General features: G+C 42.1%; 18 protein-coding genes. All 18 read left to right on the forward strand.

Features of this window, described 5'->3' with window-relative positions; all coding sequences use genetic code 11:
• The first annotated feature begins 1 nt into the window (after position 1).
• The 18 genes from dusB to EDD59_RS08660 all read left to right on the forward strand — a co-directional run bounded on the left by dusB (position 2) and on the right by EDD59_RS08660 (position 22,035).
• Positions 2 to 961, forward strand: a complete 960-nt coding sequence (gene dusB, locus EDD59_RS08575) for a tRNA dihydrouridine synthase DusB (protein ID WP_132380984.1) — start codon at positions 2 to 4, stop codon at positions 959 to 961.
• A 126-nt stretch (positions 962 to 1,087) separates the two neighbouring features.
• Positions 1,088 to 1,573 carry a transcription elongation factor GreA gene (gene greA, locus EDD59_RS08580; RefSeq protein ID WP_132380986.1) on the forward strand — a complete coding sequence of 162 codons (486 nt, stop codon included), beginning with the start codon at positions 1,088 to 1,090 and terminating at the stop codon, positions 1,571 to 1,573.
• Positions 1,574 to 1,648: 75 nt separating this feature from the next.
• A complete protein-coding gene (gene lysS / locus EDD59_RS08585) occupies positions 1,649 to 3,619 on the forward strand; it encodes a lysine--tRNA ligase (protein ID WP_132380988.1) in 1,971 nt (656 codons plus the stop codon).
• A gap of 220 nt (positions 3,620 to 3,839) precedes the next feature.
• The gene (locus EDD59_RS08595) at positions 3,840 to 4,160 is read left to right on the forward strand and encodes a TfoX/Sxy family protein (RefSeq protein WP_072850661.1); all 321 of its coding nucleotides are present in this window, start codon (positions 3,840 to 3,842) and stop codon (positions 4,158 to 4,160) included.
• A 254-nt stretch (positions 4,161 to 4,414) separates the two neighbouring features.
• Positions 4,415 to 4,711, forward strand: coding sequence for an ArsR/SmtB family transcription factor (locus EDD59_RS08600; protein ID WP_132380990.1), 297 nt, complete (start codon positions 4,415 to 4,417; stop codon positions 4,709 to 4,711).
• Positions 4,711 to 5,709, forward strand: coding sequence for a permease (locus EDD59_RS08605; RefSeq protein ID WP_193735608.1), 999 nt, complete (start codon positions 4,711 to 4,713; stop codon positions 5,707 to 5,709). Before EDD59_RS08600 ends, EDD59_RS08605 begins: the two co-directional genes overlap by 1 nt.
• A 26-nt stretch (positions 5,710 to 5,735) precedes the next feature.
• Positions 5,736 to 6,101, forward strand: a complete 366-nt coding sequence (locus tag EDD59_RS08610; protein ID WP_117568210.1) for a thioredoxin family protein — start codon at positions 5,736 to 5,738, stop codon at positions 6,099 to 6,101.
• 2 nt (positions 6,102 to 6,103) lie between these two features.
• The gene (locus EDD59_RS08615; protein ID WP_202030722.1) at positions 6,104 to 6,493 is read left to right on the forward strand and encodes an arsenate reductase ArsC; all 390 of its coding nucleotides are present in this window, start codon (positions 6,104 to 6,106) and stop codon (positions 6,491 to 6,493) included.
• Positions 6,494 to 6,638: 145 nt separating this feature from the next.
• Complete coding sequence (locus EDD59_RS08620) at positions 6,639 to 8,024, forward strand: zinc-ribbon domain-containing protein (protein ID WP_132380992.1); 1,386 nt, start codon at positions 6,639 to 6,641, stop codon at positions 8,022 to 8,024.
• The gene (locus EDD59_RS08625; RefSeq protein ID WP_055182540.1) at positions 8,021 to 8,200 is read left to right on the forward strand and encodes a hypothetical protein; all 180 of its coding nucleotides are present in this window, start codon (positions 8,021 to 8,023) and stop codon (positions 8,198 to 8,200) included. The genes EDD59_RS08620 and EDD59_RS08625 overlap by 4 nt, the downstream gene beginning before the upstream one ends.
• Before the next feature lie 234 nt (positions 8,201 to 8,434).
• Positions 8,435 to 8,563, forward strand: a complete 129-nt coding sequence (locus tag EDD59_RS18290; RefSeq protein WP_268885801.1) for a hypothetical protein — start codon at positions 8,435 to 8,437, stop codon at positions 8,561 to 8,563.
• 170 nt (positions 8,564 to 8,733) lie between these two features.
• Positions 8,734 to 9,558, forward strand: a complete 825-nt coding sequence (locus EDD59_RS08630) for a ParA family protein (protein ID WP_054754259.1) — start codon at positions 8,734 to 8,736, stop codon at positions 9,556 to 9,558.
• Positions 9,515 to 10,462, forward strand: a complete 948-nt coding sequence (locus tag EDD59_RS08635) for a ParB/RepB/Spo0J family partition protein (protein WP_132380994.1) — start codon at positions 9,515 to 9,517, stop codon at positions 10,460 to 10,462. Before EDD59_RS08630 ends, EDD59_RS08635 begins: the two co-directional genes overlap by 44 nt.
• 285 nt (positions 10,463 to 10,747) lie before the next feature.
• Positions 10,748 to 14,998 carry a SpaA isopeptide-forming pilin-related protein gene (locus EDD59_RS08640; protein WP_132380996.1) on the forward strand — a complete coding sequence of 1,417 codons (4,251 nt, stop codon included), beginning with the start codon at positions 10,748 to 10,750 and terminating at the stop codon, positions 14,996 to 14,998.
• A 160-nt stretch (positions 14,999 to 15,158) separates the two neighbouring features.
• Positions 15,159 to 15,455 carry a hypothetical protein gene (locus EDD59_RS08645; protein ID WP_044682078.1) on the forward strand — a complete coding sequence of 99 codons (297 nt, stop codon included), beginning with the start codon at positions 15,159 to 15,161 and terminating at the stop codon, positions 15,453 to 15,455.
• Positions 15,456 to 15,467: 12 nt separating this feature from the next.
• Positions 15,468 to 15,728 (forward strand): hypothetical protein, encoded by a 261-nt coding sequence (locus EDD59_RS08650; protein WP_023920501.1) that lies wholly within the window; start codon positions 15,468 to 15,470, stop codon positions 15,726 to 15,728.
• Positions 15,709 to 16,008 (forward strand): hypothetical protein, encoded by a 300-nt coding sequence (locus EDD59_RS08655; RefSeq protein WP_132380998.1) that lies wholly within the window; start codon positions 15,709 to 15,711, stop codon positions 16,006 to 16,008. Before EDD59_RS08650 ends, EDD59_RS08655 begins: the two co-directional genes overlap by 20 nt.
• Before the next feature lie 15 nt (positions 16,009 to 16,023).
• Positions 16,024 to 22,035 (forward strand): helicase-like domain-containing protein, encoded by a 6,012-nt coding sequence (locus tag EDD59_RS08660; RefSeq protein ID WP_330572000.1) that lies wholly within the window; start codon positions 16,024 to 16,026, stop codon positions 22,033 to 22,035.
• Positions 22,036 to 22,218: the final 183 nt, after the last annotated feature.

The raw sequence follows: 22,218 nt of genomic DNA on the forward strand, positions 1-22,218 counted from the left end.
CATGAAACATCTGAGAATTGGAAATGTTGAACTTAAAAATTCTTATATACTGGGTCCCATGGCAGGAGTAACAGACCTGCCATTTCGCTTGCTCTGCAAGGAGCAGGGTGCCGGGCTTGTATGCATGGAAATGGTAAGCGCCAAGGCAATTATGTACCATAATAAAAATACAGAGAGTCTTTTGACAATCCACCCTGAAGAGCTTCCCGTATCCCTGCAGCTTTTTGGCTCCGACCCGAAAATTATGAGCGAAATAGCTAAGAGAATCGAGGAACGTCCCTTTGCATTTTTGGACATCAACATGGGCTGCCCGGTTCCTAAAGTTGTGAAAAACGGTGAAGGTTCAGCTCTTATGAAGGAGCCGAAGCTGGTATACGAGCTTGTCAGTGCTGTTGTAAAGGCCATTGAAAAGCCGGTAACTGTGAAAATTAGAAAAGGTTTTGACGGCAGGCATGTCAATGCGGTGGAGATAGCAAAAATCATTGAAAGCGCCGGTGCCGCAGCTGTGGCCGTTCACGGGAGAACGAGAGAGCAGTATTATTCCGGCGAAGCAGACTGGGATATTATCCGTCAGGTAAAAGAAGCGGTATCAATTCCTGTTATTGGAAGCGGAGATGTGACATCAGGCGAAAAAGCAATCTCTATGCGTGAACAGACCGGTTGTGACGGAATCATGATAGCCCGCGGTGCTCAGGGAAATCCCTGGATTTTCTCTGAACTGACAACGTATGAACAAACGGGAGAGCTGTCCTCCAGGCCGACGAAGGAGAAAATTAAGAAGACCATGTTGCGGCATGCGAGGCTCCAGCTTCAATATAAGGGAGAATATTTGGGAATCCGTGAAATGAGAAAGCACGTGGCATGGTATGTGAAAGGGCTTCACGGCGCAGCAAGGCTGAGAGATAAAATTAATAAGGTAGAGTCTTATGAAGGCCTCGAAAATATCTTGACATCACTATAGGTATTGGTTATAATATTGAAATTGTGAAATATAAATTTAAACAGGATGAGAATTGAGGCTGAAACCGCCTATTATAAAGAGACTAAAATACGGAAAAGAAAGAGAAAAGAAAGGGAGCAAATAACAATGGCAGAAGCAAAGAAAAGATTACTTACTTATGCAGGTCTGAAGGCACTGGAAGATGAACTGGAGAATCTGAAGGTTGTCAAACGTAAGGAAGTCGCTGCAAAAATCAAGGAAGCAAGAGAACAGGGGGATTTATCTGAGAATGCAGAATATGATGCCGCGAAGGATGAACAGCGTGACATTGAGGCCCGCATCGAAGAATTGGAAGGCATCCTTAAAAATGCAGAAGTAGTAGTTGAGGATGAAGTAGATTTTGATAAAATCAATGTAGGATGTAAAGTCAAAGTATTTGATGTAACATATGATGAGGAAATGGAATTCAAAATTGTTGGCTCCACAGAGGCAAACAGCCTGGAAGGTAAGATTTCCAATGAATCACCGGTAGGGCAGGCTCTGATCGGCAAGAAGGCCGGAGAGCTGGTAGATGTAGAAACACAGGCTGGGCAGATTCAGTATAAGGTGCTTGAGATCAGCCGTTCCATGTAACAGAAAATTAAAGCAGTGTCCAGACCCCTTATTTACCAGGGGTCTGAATTCGCATATAAAGGGAGGGGAAAAACATTGTCCGAACAGCAGAAAAATAATCAAAAGAACCCGCAGCAGAAAAATGTACAGGAGCCGGACCTGAACCAGCTGAGAAAGGTCCGCCGTGAAAAACTGGCAGAGCTGCAGGCAAATGGAAAAGATCCATTTGTTATCACAAAATATAATCAAACCCGCCACAGTCAGGAACTGAAAGATAATTTTGAGGAACTGGAAGGAAAAGAAGTCTCCATCGCCGGCCGCATGATGTCCAAGCGTGTCATGGGAAAGGCATCCTTCTGTAATGTCCAGGATCTGGCGGGAAACATTCAGTCCTATGTGGCGAGAGACAGCATAGGAGAAGACGCCTACAAAGAATTCAAGAAAATGGATGTGGGTGATATTGTAGGAATCACAGGTGAAGTATTTAAGACCAAGACAGGGGAGATATCAGTCCATGCGGCATCCGTCACACTGCTCTCTAAGAGCCTTCAGATTTTGCCTGAGAAATTCCACGGCCTGACAAACACAGATATCCGTTACCGCCAGAGATATGTAGACTTAATCATGAATCCCGAAGTAAAGGATACATTTATCAAACGTTCAAAAATCTTAAGCGCCATCAGAAGATACCTGGACGGTGAAGGCTTCATGGAAGTGGAAACCCCTATGCTGGTGAGTAATGCCGGCGGTGCAGCTGCAAGGCCTTTTGAGACACACTTTAATGCCTTAGATGAAGACTTTAAACTCCGCATTTCTCTGGAGCTTTACTTGAAGAGGCTGATCGTAGGCGGCATGGAGCGTGTATACGAGATTGGCCGTGTATTCCGCAATGAGGGACTGGACACAAGACATAACCCCGAATTTACGTTGATGGAGTTGTACCAGGCATATACAGATTATCACGGTATGATGGACCTGACAGAGAACCTGTACCGCTATGTAGCGCAAGAAGTGCTGGGAACTACTACAATCGAATATAGTGGAGTCGCAATGGATCTGAGCAAGCCGTTTGAAAGAATCACAATGGTAGATGCTCTGAAAAAGTATGCAGATATAGATTTTAATGAGATTAAGACTACAGAGGAAGCAAAGGCCTTGGCAAAGGAAAAGGGAATCGAATTTGAGGACAGGCATCAAAAGGGGGATATCCTGAGTCTGCTTTTTGAAGGGTATGTTGAGAAACACTTGATTCAGCCTACCTTTGTCATGGATCATCCCATAGAAATATCTCCATTGACAAAGAAGAAACCCAAAAATCCAGAGTATGTAGAACGTTTCGAATTCTTCATGAATGGCTGGGAGATGGCAAATGCCTACTCAGAGCTTAACGATCCGATTGACCAAAGAGAAAGATTCAAGGCACAGGAAGCACTGCTGGCACAGGGAGACGAAGAGGCAAATACAACTGATGAAGACTTCCTAAATGCATTGGAAATTGGGATGCCTCCTACTGGAGGGATTGGATTCGGGATAGACAGAATGTGCATGCTGCTGACAGACTCGACCGCGATCAGAGATGTACTGCTGTTTCCGACAATGAAGTCCTTAGATGGTGTAAATAAGAAAAATGATGTAAATAATACAGCTTCTGAAGCACCTGAAAAAAATGTAAAAACTGAGTCTGAAAAGATTGATTTTTCTAAGGTAAAGGTAGAGCCTTTATTTGAGGAATTTGTTGATTTTGATACATTCAGCAAGTCAGATTTCCGTGCAGTAAAGGTTAAGGCTTGCGAGGCTGTTAAGAAGTCGAAGAAGCTTTTACAGTTCACTCTTGATGACGGAACAGGCACAGACAGAACCATTTTAAGCGGTATTCATAGCTTTTATGAGCCGGAAGAACTGGTTGGAAAGACTCTTATTGCTATCACAAATCTTCCGCCGAGAGCTATGATGGGCATTGACTCTTGCGGTATGCTCCTCAGTGCTATTCATGAAGAAGAAGGCGAAGAAAAGCTTCATCTTCTGATGGTTGATGACCACATTCCGGCAGGTGCAAAGCTTTATTAAGATGATGTAAAGATGTACCGTTTTACCGAATAGACGGGACGTACTTCATTTGATAAAAAACTAAAAAAACAGCGATTTACATCAAACTTACATCATTTGATGCAGAAATCGGTGCAAGCAAGAAAAAATCGCATAATTAGTGCAATGAGTGGGCAATTCCAATCGGAGTTGCCCATTTTTAAAACAAACAGAAATACAAATCGGAATTTGAGGTGGAAATATGGCATCAAGCAAGGAATACTTAGAGTTTATTTTAGGGCAGCTATCTGAGTTAGAAGAAATTACTTATCGAGCTATGATGGGAGAATTTATTATTTATTATCGTGGCAAGATTGTAGGCGGTATCTATGATGATAGATTACTTGTTAAACCAGTAAAATCAGCAATTAGTTATATGCCGACAGCTCCGTATGAATTACCCTATGAGGGAGCAAAAGAGATGTTGTTGGTAGATGAAGTTGATAATAAGGAATTTTTGACAGGCTTGTTTCATGCAATGTATGATGAACTGCCAGCCCCAAAACCGAAAAAGAAGAAATAAACAACTCCCAGTTTGGAGAATTAGAATTGAGAAACTCGGTGTTTGTCTTGATGAAAAATAGATAGTTTATAGTGGAACATCTGTCAGAAGCGGCAGGTGTTTTCTTTTGGCTCTTGTTGTTCCTGAAATCATGAGCATACACTTCTAATAAAGGGTGATGGGAATTTTGTAAACCATAAAAATAAACATTGACAATCATCTATGCATAATGCATAATAGAAACATAGACAATTATCTATGTAAAGGAGGACAATATGAATACAATAGATGTAGCACTTATTTGTAAAGCATTGGGAGATAGTAATAGATTGCAGATTATCCAAATGCTCTCCGACGGAGAAAAATGTGGTTGTAAACTATTGGAGGCTTTTGAGATTACACAGCCTACACTTTCTCATCATATGAAAATCTTAAATGAATGTGAGCTGGTGAATGATTGGAAAGAAGGTAGATGGCATCATTATTCATTGAATTGTGAGACCTTGAATGCCTTTAAAACTTTTATTGAAGGATTATCCTGCTGTAAAGAGGAAAGAGGGTGCTGTCAATAATGATTTGGGAGTTTATTCAAAATCAGATTTTGGGAATGAAATGGATGAGTACATTAATTGGAAATCTTCTTGAGAAAATTGGCTTGGATACTTCAAGTAGAATGGGTGGAAGTGTACAGTTTTTCCTATATGATGTTTTGAAGATAACGATATTGCTTTGTATCCTGATTTTTATGATTTCCTATATTCAAAGCTACTTTCCACCAGAACGAAGTAAGAAGATTATGGGGCGTTTTCATGGAATCTGGGCAAACTGTATTGCAGCATTACTTGGTACGGTGACACCATTCTGTTCTTGCTCGTCCATTCCACTGTTTATTGGATTTACCAGTGCAGGACTTCCATTAGGTGTGACATTTTCCTTTCTGATTTCTTCTCCAATGGTAGATTTAGGAAGTCTGGTTTTGCTGATGAGTATCTTTGGATCAAAAGTTGCTATCATATATGTGATTGTAGGGCTTGTTATTGCGGTAATAGGTGGAACAATTATTGAAAAGCTTCATTTGGAGAATGAAGTGGAAGCGTTTATTCGAAAAGCGAATGCGGTCGATATTGATATGGATGAACCAACGCAAAAAGAAAGACTTTCTTTTGCAAAACAACAGGTTATAGACACCTTTAAGAAAGTATTTCCATATATTTTGATTGGTGTCGGAATAGGAGCTGTTATTCACAATTGGATTCCAGAGAGCTGGGTAGAAAAGATTCTTGGCAGTGATAATCCATTTGGTGTAATTCTGGCAACGTTGGTCGGCATTCCTATGTATGCAGATATTTTTGGTACGATACCAGTAGCAGAAGCATTACTTGCAAAAGGGGCACAGCTTGGAACAATCTTAAGTTTTATGATGGGTGTGACTACACTTTCGTTACCGTCAATGATTATGCTTAGAAAGGCAGTGAAACCGAAGTTACTAGGAATTTTTATTGTAATATGTGCAGTTGGAATAATTATTGTTGGATATTTCTTTAATGCAATTCAGTATCTACTGGTTTAGAAAAAAGAAAAAAGGAGATTGAAATTATGAGCTTATTTGGAAAGAAAAAGGACGAAAAGGAAATGGTTAAGGAACAATCAGGTTGTTGCTGTGGTGGAAATTGCAATGAAGAAAGCGTTGAGGCAGCAAAGGAAACTCTTTCATCAGGAGCAAATGTGAAAGTTCTTGGTGGCGGTTGTGATAAATGCAATGCATTGGAGAAGAATGTGAAGGAAGCGCTTAGTGAGCTTGGCATGACGGATGAGATTGACCATGTTACAGATTTTGGTCAGATTGCGGCAATGGGAGTTATGAGTACACCTGCTCTGGTTATTGATAATAAAGTAGTCTCAATGGGGAAAGTATTAAGTAAGGATGATGTGATAAAAGCATTAAAGAAAGTTAGGGGATAGGTATGAAGAAAGTAGCGTTCATTTGTGTCCATAATTCATGCAGAAGTCAGGTTGCAGAAGCATTGGGAAAGCATTTTGCATCCGACGTATTTGAAAGTTATTCTGCTGGAACGGAAACGAAGCCACAAATAAATCAGGATGCAGTTCGTATTATGAAAGAAATGTATGGCATTGATATGGAGAAAGAACAGTATTCAAAGCTGATTTCGGATATACCAGAGCCAGATATTGCTATTTCTATGGGATGTAATGTTGGATGCCCGTTCATTGGAAGACCATTTGATGATAACTGGGGATTGGATGATCCGACAGGAAAATCAGACGAAGATTTCATCAAAGTAATTAATCAGATAGAACTGAAAATAAAGAATATGATAGATAGGATGAAATAGACAGATTCCAGTTTGCCAACTTGCCCTTTGAGAGAGGAGAAATCCCTTTCTCAAAGGGCTTTTTCTATTTATACGGATATTCGCAAACTACAAGATAAAGCCAAAACTTCATATACTCTAAGCACAAGGAGGTTGAGGTTTGGCTATGAATAACAGTTTAGCTGAAGTACACCCGGAGCTTGTTTCGGAGTGGTCGGAAAAGAATTTAACGCTTACGCCTGATGACATTACTTTCGGTTCAAATAAAAAAGTATGGTGGAGAAGTGCTTGCGGTCATGAATGGCAGGCAAGCGTTAAGGCTCGTTCTAATGGAGAGAAATGCCCGATATGCTCTGGTGCAAGAGTAATTGCAGGAATTAACGATTTGGCAACATTAGAGCCGCTACTGGAAAAGCAGTGGTCGGAAAAGAATAAGATAAAACCGACAGAGGTTTCTATTGGTTCTCATAAGAAAGTGATATGGAGATGTAAAAAAGGTCACGAGTGGGAAGCTGTCGTTAAGAGCAGGACAATAAATAAAACGGGTTGCCCGTATTGCTCTCATAATAAAGTGTTGGCAGGATTTAATGACCTTGCAACGCTTCTGCCGGATATAGCTGCCGAGTGGTCGGACAGAAATTATCCGTTACTTCCAACTCAGGTTACGGTCTTTGCCAATCGTAAGGCTTGGTGGACGTGTAAGGATTGCGGCAGAGAGTGGAATACCCTTATTTCTACCCGTTCCAGTGGCAGTAAATGCCCGTATTGCAGTGGGTACATATTCTCGAAAGGGTTTAACGATTTGCAGACAACACACCCTGAAATTGCTTCGGAGTGGTCGGAGAAGAACTTACCATTGAAACCTGATGAGGTAAATGCAAAGTCGAGGAAAAATGTCTGGTGGAGATGCAGTAAATGCGGTAACGAGTGGAAATCAGTTATCAATGCCCGTGTGAAAGGTACGGTATGCCCTGTTTGTGCGGAGAGAGAAGTCCTTACCGGATATAATGATTTGGCGACAACAGATAGTCAGCTTCTTAGCGAATGGGATTATGAACAGAATAAATTGAAGCCGACAGAAATATCACGAACTTCAGCAAAGAGAGCGTGGTGGAAATGCAGGCACGGTCATTCGTGGAGTATGAAGATAAATGAAAGAACGATATTGAATAAAGGCTGTCGAATTTGTGAGCAGGAGTATTTATCCTTGTTTCCTGCTTTGGCTGTCAGCTATTATTCTAATAGGAAAGGCTTGAAAGCAGAACTTGGTTCTGACCGATTGCTTGGAGTTCCGCTTGAAACATACATACCTTCAGAGAAGTTGGCTATTGAGTCAGGAAGTGCCGATGAGAATTTAGAAATAATGAAAGCATATATGTGCAAGCAAAGAGGAATAAGGCTGATTAAGCTGCCGATGAAAGGCACAGAACTGGATTATGCCAATAATTTAAAGAAAGCTTTTCAGAGCGTACATATATTTATTTCTTCCGATACCGAGGAAGATGTGGAGATAATCAAAAATACATTTGAAAGATGGAGGGACAGCCAATGAGAGAGAAAACCTATCATCTATACTTAAATGAAGAAGAACGAAGCCGAGTGATACAATCGCTCATTGAACTGAAGAACAATTTAGCAGCCCAGGGACGATACACAGACGCAGTAGATGATGTCCTCTGCAAAGTGCTTGGAGCAAAGAAAAAGAAATTGAAAATTGAATACATTTAGAACGTGTTTTGCCGTCTGTTTCTTAACCGGAGCAGGCGGCTTTTTTTATTTCAAAAATTTTTTAAAAAATTTTTGGAAAAGCGGAGATTTTGGGTGTGCATTTCATACCCCTTTGTCCAAATGAGTGAAGGGGTTCATTCCGGATAGCAAAAACGGAAGCCTTTTCGCTTGAAAATTGAATAAGTCATTCACTAAGACTTTATTTCTGATGATAGCCACTTTAGCAGGTACGCCGTGATTTCTGTATTTCAGAATAGCGAGAACTCCGGTTATGAGTATCAGGTTGCTCCTAATATGGCGATGACAGTCAGAATGATAATGATACTTCTCTACGGAGCTGGCGGAGTACCCGGCAGAGGTTAGAATCCTATGATACAGATAAGCAGTCTGTTCCTTAGTGACTTCCCATAAGCATTTTGCTTGGCAAGGGGTGTTGAGAACAAATATTGCTATGACCGATTAGGAAATGAGTCGGTCAGGTACATAGCCATAATGCGGTGGCTATGAATTTTCAGAAAGGAGGGCAAAAAGAAGTGTCAAACTGCAAAACGATTTCCGTATGTAACCAGAAAGGCGGAGTCGGAAAGACCACCACAACAGTTAATCTTGGAGTCGGGCTTGCAATGCAGGGCAAGAAAGTATTGCTCATAGACGCAGACCCGCAGGGAGATTTAACGACTTGTCTTGGTTGGCAGGATACAGACGGCTTGGGTATCACGCTTGCAACGAAACTCACAGATGTAATCAATGAAACGATGACAGACCCTATGGTTGGTATCCTGCACCACGAAGAAGGTGTTGACCTTGTTCCGGCAAACCTTGAGCTTTCAGCAATGGAATTTAACCTTGTGAACGCAATGAGCAGAGAAACTACCCTTAAAAATTATCTGAGTCAAGTGAAGAACAGATATGATTATGTAATTATAGACTGTATGCCTTCACTTGGTATGGTTACTCTCAATGCTTTATCGGCGGCAGACAGTGTTATCATTCCGGTTCAGGCTCAGTATTTGCCTGCAAAGGGTATGACACAGCTTGTGCAGACCATTTCAAAAGTAAAGAAGTATATCAATCCGGATATTAAGATAGACGGTATGCTGCTTACTTTGGTGGATAGCCGAACAAACCTTGCAAAGAGTACGGTAGAAGCACTCAGGGCGAATTTCGGTAATCAGATAAGAATGTATCGAACACAAATCCCGATTGCCGTGAAAGCTGCTGAAACTTCTTCCAAAGGCAAAAGCATTTATGCTTATGAGCCAAACAGCACAGTGTCTAAGGCATACGCTGAATTTACAAAGGAGGTGTTAGCCGATGGCAGGAAGAAAGAGCGACTTCACTCTCACGAAGCTCGATGATTTATTTACCACGCAGGCACAGAGAGATGAAGAACAGCTTTCAAAAATCCGAGATATTCCATTGGAGCTGATTGATGATTTTCCCGACCACCCGTTTAAGGTCAGGGACGATGAAGATATGATGCAGCTTGTGGAGAGTGTCAAGGAAAGAGGGGTTATTACTCCGGCAACGGTAAGGCAGAAAGAGGACGGCAGATACGAACTTGTTTCAGGACACAGACGAAAGCGAGCGCGTGAACTGGCAGGATTTGAAACCCTGAGAAGTGAGATTGTAGACCTGAACAGAGATGAAGCGACCATTTTAATGGTTGAAAGTAATTTCCAGAGGTCAGAGATATTGCCGAGTGAAAAAGCCTTTGCCTATAAAATGCGTTTGGAAGCAATGAAAAGGCAAGCAGGCAGACCGAGCAAAGAAAATGGAGTCCCAGTGGGACACAATTCTATTGTGGGTAAATCAAGAGAGATTTTAGCTTCTGAGAGTCAGGACAGTAACACACAAATACAGCGTTATGTCCGCCTGACAAACCTTGTTCCCGAGCTGCTTGAATTTGTTGATGAGGGGCGTATTAAAATGCGTCCTGCCGTAGAACTTTCCTATCTTGACGAAGATTGTCAGCGTGATGTGGTTGACGAAATCGACCTGAATGACGCTACCCCGTCACACGACCAGACAATCCGTATGCGAAAGTTATTCAACGAGGGCAACCTTACAACAGAAGCAATCCACGCTGTTATGTCTGAGGAAAAGCCGAACCAAAAGGAAAAAATCGTGTTGAGGGGCGACAGAGTAAGACAGCTTATCCCGAAAAACATTCCCGTCAGTCAGACGGAGGATTTTGTCTGCAAGGCATTGGAGCATTACAACAAGTTTTTGCGTAACCGTGCAGAGCGTGACAGCAGATAGCCTGTTTTACAGTTCCCCTTTCTCACACTCTAACCCCTTAGTTATACTTTTACCTACCGAAAATGATATATACTATCTCACTTGAATATAACTATCTCAAAGTATATGTCTATCTCTAAGGGGGAATCGCACAGTATGAACAGACTGGAGGTGTATGCTAAAATGAAAAATTAACGAAAAATCCGCATTTGTTTTTCGGCAGGTAAATCTTGTCGTAAGAGAAAATCCACAAAGGCACATCGTAGAAATACGGTGTGTTTTTCAATTTTTACAGGAGGAAACGCAATGATAAAGTCAAAATTCAAAAGAGTCACGTCGCTTTTCTTGGCGACCCTTATGTGTGTGACCACTTTTGCAGGCATTGGCTCGACAACAGCATATGCTGCTTCGGGAGAAAAAGCCGATGTTTATATGGTCGATTTCCCTCGTGATGGCGATGCTAATTACGATGGGGTATGGGGACACAGCAATTTGACCTTGAAAAATGGTTGGCATACCGGACGTTCCAATTTTACCAATCTTAAGGCTATTGGCTCATACTCAGGTAATGTTGCTTATTGTATTGAGCCGGGAATTTCGCTCAAGGTCGGTCAGACAATGAATAAGTATGACGAAAATTATTTTAATAACCTTGCAGCCAATGGGGTTATTTCCGGAGATGAAATCCGTCTTTTCGTTGGTCGTATTTTACAGTATGGCTATCGTGGGACAATCTCGACTTCTTGGAGGTCACAGAATGAAGCGGCAGCAAACAGCATTGCACAGGCTTATGCCACACAGCTTCTTATTTGGGAAACTGTTATCGGAGAGCGTGATGCAAACTTCAATCATGTAGCAGCCAGTGGTTGCAGCAATGTGAAAGATGTCATCAATGCAAAGCATCCGCTTCGCAATAAGATTTTCAGTTATTACAACAGTATGGTGCAGAGTGTACAGAACCATGCGACCATACCGAGCTTTTGTAATAAATCATCCGGTTCAGCAAAGACAATAGAACTTGAGTGGAACGGAAGTAAGTACACAACTACTCTGACAGACTCCAATAATGTGCTGTCCAAATATAATTTCAAAGCAAGTATCAGTGGAGTGAGCTTTTCAGTGAATGGTAACAAACTTACTGTTTCTATGGATACTGCACCGAGTAAGGAATTTACCATTACCGCAACGAAGAAAAATGCAGTCCGCAGAGGTGTGGTTGTATGGTCAGAGGGTAAACACGGTCAGAACTCCAGTGTGCAGGATGTTGTCAGCTATGCTCAGGAAGTAAGCGACAGTATCAACGGTTATGTGAAGATGAAAGTCAGCTATGGTTCTTGTCAGATTGTAAAGACCAGTGAGGACGGAAAAGTTGACGGTATTAACTTCACGATTACTGGAAACGGTATCAATCAGACAGTTACAACAGCCAATGGCGGTAAGTTCCAGATTGATAACCTTATGCCGGGTATCTATACCGTAACCGAGCAGACATACGATAAGTATGAGCCGCAGGAAACACATAGAGTTACTGTTGTGGCAGGGCAGGTTGCAAAGGTCAATTTCAATAACAAATTGAAGCGTGGCGACCTTCAGGTGGTGAAGTCCTCAGAAGATAACCTTGTTGAAGGTGTGAAGTTCCATCTTCTCGGTACTTCTCTTTCCGGTGATGCTGTTGACCAGTATGCAGTTACGGACAAAGACGGTGTGGCAACTTTCAAAGATGTGCTTATCAGTGGTTCTGAACCATATACCCTTGAAGAAGTAGACACAGCTATCCGTTATGTTGTGCCAAAAAATCAGACTGCACCAGTGAAGTGGAAAGAAGTAACCACAAGAAACTTCAATAACATTTTGAAGAAGTTTACTGTAACAGTAACAAAGAGTGACGCTGAAAAAGGCGAAGCACAGGGTAATGCCAAACTTTCAGGAGCAGTTTACGGTATCTATAAGGGCGAAACGCTTGTAGATGAATATGTTACTGATGAAAATGGTCAGTTCACTACCAAAGAATATGTTTGTGATACCGACTGGACAATCCGAGAAATTACACCGTCAGAGGGATATTTGCTTGATAAGACTATCCATGAAGTAGGTGCAGACCCGAAACTTTATGAGGTGGAACACAACCTTACTTCCAATGATGTAACCGAGCAGGTAATCAAAGGCAATGTGGCTATCATCAAACATACCGATGACGGAGAAACAAAGATTGAAACACCTGAAAAGGGTGCTTCCTTTGAGATTTATCTGAAATCTGCCGGAAGCTATGACGCAGCAAATAAAGATGAGAGAGATACCATTGTTTGCGATGAAAATGGCTTCGGTCAGACAAAAGATATGCCGTATGGTATTTATACCGTACACCAGACTTCCGGTTGGGAAGGCAGAGAGATGATGGATGATTTTGATGTGTTTATTTCACAGAACGCACAGACTTATCGTTATCTCATCAATAACCGTAACTTCGAGAGCTTTGTCAATGTAGTCAAGGTGGACGCAGAAAGCGGAAAGAGTATTCCGTATGCAGGAGCAGGATTTAAGATTTACGACCCGCAGGGCAATCAGGTCAAAATGACCTTTACTTATCCGACACCGACCACGATTGATGTGTTCTATACCGACGCAAATGGTTCTCTTGTCACACCTGAGAAACTGGATTACGGCAAGGGATATTCTATCGTAGAGGTACAAGCTCCATACGGATATGTACTTGATGATACTCCGGTATATTTTGATATTACCGAAGAAAATTCCACAGAGGAAGGCGGCGTAACTGTTGTGAAAGTCAATAAACCGAATATGGCACAGAAAGGTACTATCACGGTTGAAAAGACCGGAGAAGTATTTAGTGGTGTCAATGTAAGTGGTTCTGAGGACAGTGATGTTATCTATCAGCCTGTTTATGAAGTGTCAGGACTTGAGGGTGCAGTTTATGAAGTCCGTGCTGCGGAAGATATTAGCACACCGGACGGTACACTCCGCTATTCAAAGGGCGAAGTGGTAGATACTATCACAACAAGCTCCGATGGATTTGTTAAGAGCAAAGAACTTTATCTCGGAAAATACGAGGTCAAGGAAATTACCGCACCTTATGGAATGGTAGTGAGTGGCGAAACACATACGGTTGAGCTTACTTATGCAGGTCAGAATATCTCTGTTACCGAAACTTCCACATCGTTCTATAACGAAAGACAGAAAGTGCAGGTAAGCCTTGCAAAAGCCATTGAAAAGGATAAGACATTTGATATTGGCGATAACGGAGAAATCAAAAACATCAGCTTTGGTCTTTATGCCGCAGAAGATATTGTATCTGCAAGCGGTACAGTTATTCCGGCTGATGGACTGATTGAGATTGTCAGCGTAAATGAAAATGGAACAGTTGTTATGAAGTCAGACCTTCCGTTTGGCAAATACTATGTCAAAGAGACTGCAACCGATGAGCATTATATTCTCTCTGATACGAAGTATCCGGTTGTATTTGAATACGCAGGTCAGGATACCGCAACGGTTGAAATCAAAGTGAATGACGGAAAAGAAATCAAGAATGAACTTATCTATGGTTCTGTATCAGGTAAGAAGATTGACGAGAATGGAGAAGCACTTGAGGGTGCTGTTATCGGTATCTTCAAAGCCGAAGAAACAGAATTTACAAAGGATACTGCACTTATGACGACTACCTCTGAAAAAGACGGTAGTTTTTCTTTTGCAAAAGTTCCTTATGGCAAATGGATTGTAAGAGAAATCGAGCAGCCAAAGGGATTTGTTCTTGATGAAAAAGCGTATGAGGTCAATATCAGCAAAGCCGAGCAGGTAGTTGAAATTGAGATTGTCAATGAGTATGTTCACGGCAATATCAGACTCACGAAGGTGGACGCTGAATATCCGGATAACAAGCTTACGGGTGCAACCTTTGAGGTATATAAGGACACCAATGAGAACGGAAAGATTGATGATGGAGATGAACTTATCGGAAATCTTGAAGAAACTGAAACCGGAATTTATGAGATGAAAGAGCTGCTTTACGGAAAATATATTGTCCGTGAAACAAAAGCACCGGAGGGCTTCCTGCTTGATAAGGGAGAATACTCTGTTTTCATTGAGAAAGACGAAACAACTTATTCCGTTGAGAATAAGGCTGGAGTTGGATTTATCAATGAAGCTATGCGTGGAACACTGAAAATCGTCAAGACATCTTCAGACGGTAAGGTCAAAGGTTTTGCGTTCAGAGTAACCGGAGCAAACGGGTATGATATGACATTTGAAACAGATAAGAATGGCGAAATCGTGATTGAGGGACTTCGTATTGGCGAATATACCATATCAGAAGTGGCAAACAATGCATCTGCCGCATATATCACACCTGCCGACCAGAATGTTACTATCAAACTTGATGAAACAGCCGTTGTAAAAATGCACAATGAGTTAAGAGATACGCCGAAAACAGGAGATGATACCAATATGAAACTTTGGTATGTCCTTGCCGGACTTTCTGCTGTCGGTATCGCTGTAACTTCTGTTGTTGCACACAAAAAGAAGAAAAAGGAGAGTAACGAGTAATGGAAGCAAAGACAATTATCGCTATCGCATTAGTTGCCGTTATTGTCGGTGGCTTTATCTTTCTTCAGGTTAAAAACCGTAAGAAGTAAGTAACAAGCGAACATTAACCAGTCGGGGCAGAGCGTAAAAACTCTGTCCCTTTAATTTTTGGAGGAACATTATGAAACAACAGAAAACGGTGGAGAGCCGAGTGCTTGAAATCTTAAAGGAATGCCCGATGTCGAGGTATGATGATATGCTTCTTATTTTGCATTATTACAATCGGTACGGATATATACCTGCCGGAAATCTTCCGCTTGAGGATATTGTATTTAATTACCGAGCATACGGACTTCCTTGTTTTGAAACCATACGCAGGGCAAGGCAGAGAGTACAGTCCCTTTTTCCTGAGTATTCACGTAATCCGCAGAAAGAAGAACAGAGCGGGAGTATTTCTATTGTAATCAACATTAACTAAGGAGGTATTTTCGTGAAAGACAAAGCAACTTTTCAGAATAAGGTCAAGGTGCTGAATAAACTCTTTGACTCCGGTTGTGATACGGAGAAAAAGTTGCAGCAGCTTGATATGGAAGCAATCCTGAAAATCCCGAATATCACGATTCCTGATATGGGTGTGATTATGGAGCTTCAGAAGAATACAAAGTCCGGTAAACTCTTTTCGTATTTGGGCGGCGGTTCTGATGAAGCAACAAAAATGAGAGGTAAGGAAAATGAAGCAACAGGAGAATAGAGCAGAGCCGCAGGAAAAGCAAATTCGATTTATAGACAGTCATTACAACTTAAAATTCTATATTCCCGATGGTGGAATAATCAGGATTACTTTTCGTGATGGACACACAGCAGACAGAGTGTGCAAGTATATTGATGACTACCATTTGTACGTCGGGAATTGCTGCTATCATATATGCGAGTTTGCTGAAAAAATGGAGCTTAATGGAAGCAAAGTTGAACCTATCAATCAATCCGAACCGTCAAAAAACAAGACCAGAAACAGAGAAAAACAGCGATAAGGAGGTGCAAGAGTAATGGCACGAAAATATGACCTTATTTCTGAGCTTTACAACCGCACCTGCAAAACGGTTGTGTCAAATCCTCAGAACTGGCAGGCATTCTTAGCTTCGGCTTGCCGAAATTATAAGTTACGTTATGACGAACAGCTTCTTGTATATGCACAGCGACCTGATGCAACAGCGGTTCTTGAGATAGAGCAGTGGAACAAAATTTTTGGCAGATGGGTCAACCGAGGTGCAAGAGGTATTGCTGTTTTTGCTGATGAAAACCGTTCACGGCAAAGACTGACACATTACTTTGACATTTCAGATACTCACGAAAGCAGATATTCAAGAACAGTCCCGATTTGGGATATGCGTCAGGAATACGAAGCTGATGTGATTGAAACATTGGAAAGCACTTTCGGAGAGATTGAGAATAAGAGCAGTCTTGCCGAAGCAATTATGGAAGCAGCAAGAAATGCGGCAGAGGATAATATCCCTGATTATCTGCAAGACCTTTACTATGCAACCGAGGGCAGTTCATTTGAGGAAGTGGAAGAGGATATTGTGGCTTCCATTTATAAAAATGTTGTAGCAAACAGTGTGGCATATATGATGATGTCAAGGCTTGGCATCGATACGGATGGTTATTTTGAACTTGATGATTTCAGAGATGTTACCAATTTCAATACGCAGGAAACACTCAATGCACTTGGATTTGCTACCAGTGATATTGCAGAAATGGGATTGATGGAAATATCTAAAACAATTACTGCACTCAACCGTCAAAATCGCATAATTGTCGGTCAGGACAGAAATGAATACAATAAGGTTGAAAATAACGACGAAAGGAGTTTGGACAATGAACGAACTGACCTACACGATGGTGGGCGATTACAGCCTTCCAAACCTGAAACTTCCACAGCAGCCGGAAGTGACTTTGGGCAGATACGCTCAGATGAGGAGAGAGTTTCTGAAGGAACATCACAGAGTCCTTTACTACAATCTCCTGACGAGGGGCGAACTGACACAGCACTTGGCGGAAGTGGAACAGAGAGCCAGCAAGATGGAGGAAACAATCCTGAGCCAGATGGCACAGAAAGAGGGAGTGACCGAACAGATGAAAGCGGAGGATATGATGAAATGGGTTCGTCTGATGAACTCCCTTCGCAGCTCGGCACAGGAAATCGTGAAAGCGGAAGTGATATTCGCTTAGAGTATTACGACAGAACACACGAGGATAAAAGCCTTCCGTTCTTTGGACGTGATGAAGTAATCAATGAAATTCTCAGAACGACACCACATTTGTCGGCTAGTCTGGAAGAAATCAAAGATTATTATGAACGTAATCCTGATAACAAAGACCGCACAGAGTATATAAAGAGTATTTTCAATAATGATTATACTGAACTTACTTTAGAGGACGGCAGGATAGTAGGGTACAAGACCTTTGAAAACGTTCTGCATTTGTGGGAGGGCAAATACGACAGCAGAACCGCACAGAGCTTTTATGATTGGGCTGTTATTGCCCGACATTTTGAAGCTATGCGATTACTGGGAGAATTAAGTGACAGCATAAAACCATTACCGTCAATGAACGGTCAGATGACATTCATATTAGACGGTCGGGCAGAGGAAAAGAAAACCTCTGCCTTTACTTTTTCTCAGGAGATTATCGATGCTGTTCTTGCGAATGGAAGCGGATTTTCTGAGGGAAAAATGCGTATCTATGAACAGTTTGAAAAAAGCCTTTCTGCAAAAGAAAATGCCGACTTCTTGAAAAATGAATACGGTTGGGGCGGTTCTTATCCTGTCATAATCGGAGCAGGCATTGATGAGAGCCATGATGGAAAAGGTATTACGATTACGAAAGGCATCGGTAAAGAGAAGCCACATATCACGCTTTCTTGGTCGCAGGTGGAGAAGCGTATCGGGGAACTTATCCGAATGGACAGATACTTAAACCCAAAGGAAAAAGAACACTATCCTCAGTGGCTTGAAAGTCAAGAGGAACGCAGAGCCAAAATCGAGGAAACGAAAAGAAATCGTGAGATACTCTCTAATGCACCACCGGAGCAGGAGGTCAAACCAGCCGAAAAAGAACCTGAAGAAGCAGAACAGCTGCAAGATGTGAAATATGAATATCATCTTGGCGATAAGGTGTATATCGGTGCTTCTGAGTACGAAATCTTATCTGTTGATGATGAGAGAGTAATGCTCTATGACTATGATGTGCCACTGTTTAATAAGGAATTTTCACGCACAGAGTTTGATAGAAAAGTGCGAGAGAATCCGATGAATGAGCATTTGATTGTAAAGGAAGAACCTGCCGAAGAAAGAAATGAAAAAGAGCCTGAGCCGGTAGTTCCCGCTTGGGAGCAGAAGAAAAAAGTCAAAGGCTTTGACTTGCATCCTGATGTGCCTATGGCAGACCGTCACACCTTTAATCTTAGAGAAAATGAGGTTGAAACGGTTGGTAAAAAGGAACGCTTCCGCAGAAATATTATGGCAATACAGCTTCTCAAAAAATGTCAGCAAGAAAACAGATTTGCCACGCCTGAAGAACAGATTGTTTTATCAAAGTATGTCGGTTGGGGTGGGCTTTCAGAAGCCTTTGATGAAAATAATTCAGCGTGGGCAACGGAATATCTGGAACTTTCTTCGGTATTAACACCGGAGGAATATGCTTCGGCAAGAGAAAGCACATTGACTGCGTTCTACACGCCGCCTGAAGTTATCACAGCTATTTATAAGGCAATGGAGCAGATGGGCTTTAAGGAAGGCAACTTGTTAGAGCCGTCCTGCGGTATCGGTAATTTCATCGGTATGCTGCCGGACGCAATGCAGAACAGTAAGATTTACGGTGTGGAACTTGATACGATTTCCGCAGGGATTGCACAGCAGCTTTACCAGAAAACAACCATTGCGGCAGAGGGATTTGAAGAAACCAATCTGCCGGACAGCTTCTTTGATGGAGTTGTCGGAAATGTACCTTTTGGAGATTTTAAGGTATCGGATAAAAGGTATGACAAGCATAAGTTCCTGATACACGATTACTTTTTTGCCAAGTCCCTTGATAAGTTAAGACCCGGCGGTGTAATGGCTCTTGTAACGAGCAAAGGCACAATGGATAAGGAAAACTCGGCGGTACGAAAATATATTGCACAGAGGGCAGAGCTTCTTGGAGCAATCCGATTGCCGAATAACACCTTTAAGGGTAATGCAGGAACGGAAGTCGTTTCAGATATTCTTATCCTACAAAAGCGTGACAGACTGATAGATATTGAGCCGGATTGGGTTCATCTTGATACCGATGAGAACGGAATTAAGATGAACTCTTATTTTGTGCAGCACCCTGAAATGATACTCGGAGAAATGAAAATGGTATCAGGGCGTTTTGGTATGGAAGCAACTTGTGTGCCATATGAAAACGCAGACCTTGCAGCACAGCTTGATGAAGCAGTAGCAAACATTCACGGAGAAATCACGGAATATGAAACCGAGGAAGAACTGGAGGAGGAAGATAATTCTATTCCGGCAGACCCGACAGTGAGAAACTTTTCCTATACGGTGGTGGACGATAAAATCTATTATCGTGAAAATTCCCGTATGACTCCGGTGGAAGTGTCGGCAACCGCAGAGAACCGAATTAAGGGTATGATTGCTATTAGAAATTCCGTCAGAACGCTGATTGAATTGCAGACAGAAGATTACCCTGACAGCGAAATCAAAGCGGAGCAGGAGCGATTAAACAGACTTTATGATACCTTTTCAGGTAAGTACGGACTCATTAACAACCGTGCAAATACTTCTGCTTTCTCGCAGGACAGTTCATTCTCTTTGCTTTCCGCATTGGAGATAATCGGAGAGGACGGAGAACTGGAGCGTAAGGCTGATATGTTTTCTAAGAGGACAATTAAACCGCATACTCCGGTTACTTCTGTTGATACGGCAAGCGAAGCATTGGCGGTATCTCTTGGAGAAAAAGCCACGATTGATATGGACTATATGATGGAGCTTTCCGGTAAATCGGAGAATGAAATCTTTGAGGACTTAAAGGGTGTTATCTTCTTAAACCCGCTTTATGAGTATGGAAATTCTTACGAGCCGAAGTATCTGATGGCTGATGAATACCTTTCGGGTAATGTCAGGGAAAAGCTGAGGATTGCAAAGAACTCGGCAGAACTCTATCCGGAAGATTATAAGGTCAATGTGGAAGCACTTCAAAAGGTGCAGCCGAAAGACCTGACTGCAAGTGAAATTTCCGTGCGACTTGGTGCAACTTGGCTGCCGCCGGACGATGTGCAGGAGTTTATCTTTCATTTGCTTGAAACACCACGCTATGCACAATGGAATATCAAAGTTCACTTCTCTCCATTTACGAGTGAGTGGAATATTGAGGGCAAATCTTACGACAAAGGAAATGTAAGGGCATATAACACTTACGGAACTTCCCGCATCAATGCCTATAAGATTATCGAGGAAACACTGAACTTAAAAGATGTGCGTATCTTTGATTATATCGAAGATGATGAGGGAAAGAAAAAGGCTGTCCTGAATAAAAAGGAAACAGCGATTGCTCAGTCGAAGCAGGAAATGATTAAGCAGGAATTTCAGGACTGGATATGGTCTGACCCTGAACGAAGGGAAAGGCTTTGCAAATCCTACAATGAGAAATTCAATAGCGTCAGACCTCGTGAGTATGATGGAAGTCATATCATCTTCAATGGTGTGAACCCTGAAATTGAACTCAGGGAACATCAGAAAAATGCGGTTGCCCATATCCTTTACGGAGGAAATACGCTTCTTGCACACGCAGTCGGAGCAGGAAAAACTTTTGAAATGGTAGCGGCAGCACAGGAGTCGAAAAGGCTTGGACTTTGTAATAAGTCACTGTTTGTTGTACCAAATCACTTGACCGAACAATGGGCGGCTGAGTATTTGCAGCTCTATCCGGCGGCGAATATCCTTGTCGCAACAAAGAAAGATTTTGAAACCAAGAATCGTAAAAAGTTCTGCGGCAGGATTGCAACCGGAGATTATGACGCCGTTATTATCGGACATTCACAGTTTGAGAAAATCCCGATGTCCATTGAAAGACAGAGGGCAATCTTAGAACAGCAGCTTGAGGAGATAACTGGAGGAATTGCAGAACTCAAGCGAAACCGAGGGGAAAACTTCTCCATAAAGCAGCTTGAAAAGTCAAAGAAATCTATCAAGCAGAAACTTGATAAACTCAATGACCAGACGAAAAAAGATGATGTTGTAACCTTTGAGGAACTTGGTGTAGACAGGCTTTTTGTTGATGAAAGCCATTATTACAAGAACCTTTATCTTTATACAAAAATGCGTAATGTGGGCGGTATCGCACAGACGGAAGCACAGAAATCTTCCGACCTCTTTATGAAGTGTCGTTACCTTGACGAGATTACCGGAGGTCGAGGAACCGTATTCGCAACGGGTACACCTATCTCAAACAGCATGGTGGAACTCTATACGATACAGCGATATTTGCAGTACAGCACGCTTGTGAAAAATGGGTTGCAGCACTTTGACGCCTGGGCTTCCACTTTCGGAGAAACCATTACGGCAGTGGAACTTACACCGGAAGGAACAGGATACAGAGCAAAGACAAGGTTCGCAAAATTCTATAACCTGCCTGAACTAATGGCGATGTTCAAGGAGATAGCGGACATTAAGACAGCGGATATGTTGAACCTGCCAGTACCGGAAGCAAAGTACCATAGCATTGCAGTAAAGCCGTCAGAAATGCAGAAAGAAATGGTTGCTTCCCTTGCAGAGAGAGCCGAGCAGGTGCGTGGCGGCGGTGTGGATTCAAGCGTAGATAATATGCTGAAAATCACGAATGACGGAAGAAAACTGGCTCTTGACCAGCGTATGCTAAACGATATGCTGCCTGATTTTGAGGGCAGTAAAATCAATGCCTGCGTCGATAACATCTATCGGATATGGAAAGAAAATGCCGACAAGAAATCAGCACAGCTTGTGTTTTGTGACCGTGTAGCGATACGTTGCTACAAATAAACTAAGAATGGGGCTATGCCCTGTGAGGAGGTAAAAGTAGCGGAGGAAACAGAGTTTTCTCTAACTGATATTCTGAAGAGTGGAATGAAGGGGTAACGCCTGGAAACGCTCACCTAATACTACGTTGGAGGCTAAGGAGTGTAATATCCTGAGCTGACACAGCACGTTGAAGTCGGCTGAAAA

It is taken from the genome of Muricomes intestini, from assembly GCF_004346165.1.
Classification (GTDB): Bacteria; Bacillota; Clostridia; order Lachnospirales; family Lachnospiraceae; genus Muricomes; species Muricomes intestini.

Coding starts and splice junctions, on each gene's coding strand:
- EDD59_RS08640 (WP_132380996.1), top strand. CDS start 10,748: ATGATAAAGTCAAAATTCAAAAGAGTCACGTCGCTTTTCTTGGCGACC.
- EDD59_RS08645 (WP_044682078.1), top strand. CDS start 15,159: ATGAAACAACAGAAAACGGTGGAGAGCCGAGTGCTTGAAATCTTAAAG.
- EDD59_RS08600 (WP_132380990.1), top strand. CDS start 4,415: ATGAATACAATAGATGTAGCACTTATTTGTAAAGCATTGGGAGATAGT.
- EDD59_RS08615 (WP_202030722.1), top strand. CDS start 6,104: ATGAAGAAAGTAGCGTTCATTTGTGTCCATAATTCATGCAGAAGTCAG.
- greA (WP_132380986.1), top strand. CDS start 1,088: ATGGCAGAAGCAAAGAAAAGATTACTTACTTATGCAGGTCTGAAGGCA.
- EDD59_RS08620 (WP_132380992.1), top strand. CDS start 6,639: ATGAATAACAGTTTAGCTGAAGTACACCCGGAGCTTGTTTCGGAGTGG.
- EDD59_RS08625 (WP_055182540.1), top strand. CDS start 8,021: ATGAGAGAGAAAACCTATCATCTATACTTAAATGAAGAAGAACGAAGC.
- EDD59_RS08635 (WP_132380994.1), top strand. CDS start 9,515: ATGGCAGGAAGAAAGAGCGACTTCACTCTCACGAAGCTCGATGATTTA.
- dusB (WP_132380984.1), top strand. CDS start 2: ATGAAACATCTGAGAATTGGAAATGTTGAACTTAAAAATTCTTATATA.
- EDD59_RS08610 (WP_117568210.1), top strand. CDS start 5,736: ATGAGCTTATTTGGAAAGAAAAAGGACGAAAAGGAAATGGTTAAGGAA.
- EDD59_RS08605 (WP_193735608.1), top strand. CDS start 4,711: ATGATTTGGGAGTTTATTCAAAATCAGATTTTGGGAATGAAATGGATG.
- EDD59_RS08660 (WP_330572000.1), top strand. CDS start 16,024: ATGGCACGAAAATATGACCTTATTTCTGAGCTTTACAACCGCACCTGC.
- EDD59_RS08655 (WP_132380998.1), top strand. CDS start 15,709: ATGAAGCAACAGGAGAATAGAGCAGAGCCGCAGGAAAAGCAAATTCGA.
- EDD59_RS08595 (WP_072850661.1), top strand. CDS start 3,840: ATGGCATCAAGCAAGGAATACTTAGAGTTTATTTTAGGGCAGCTATCT.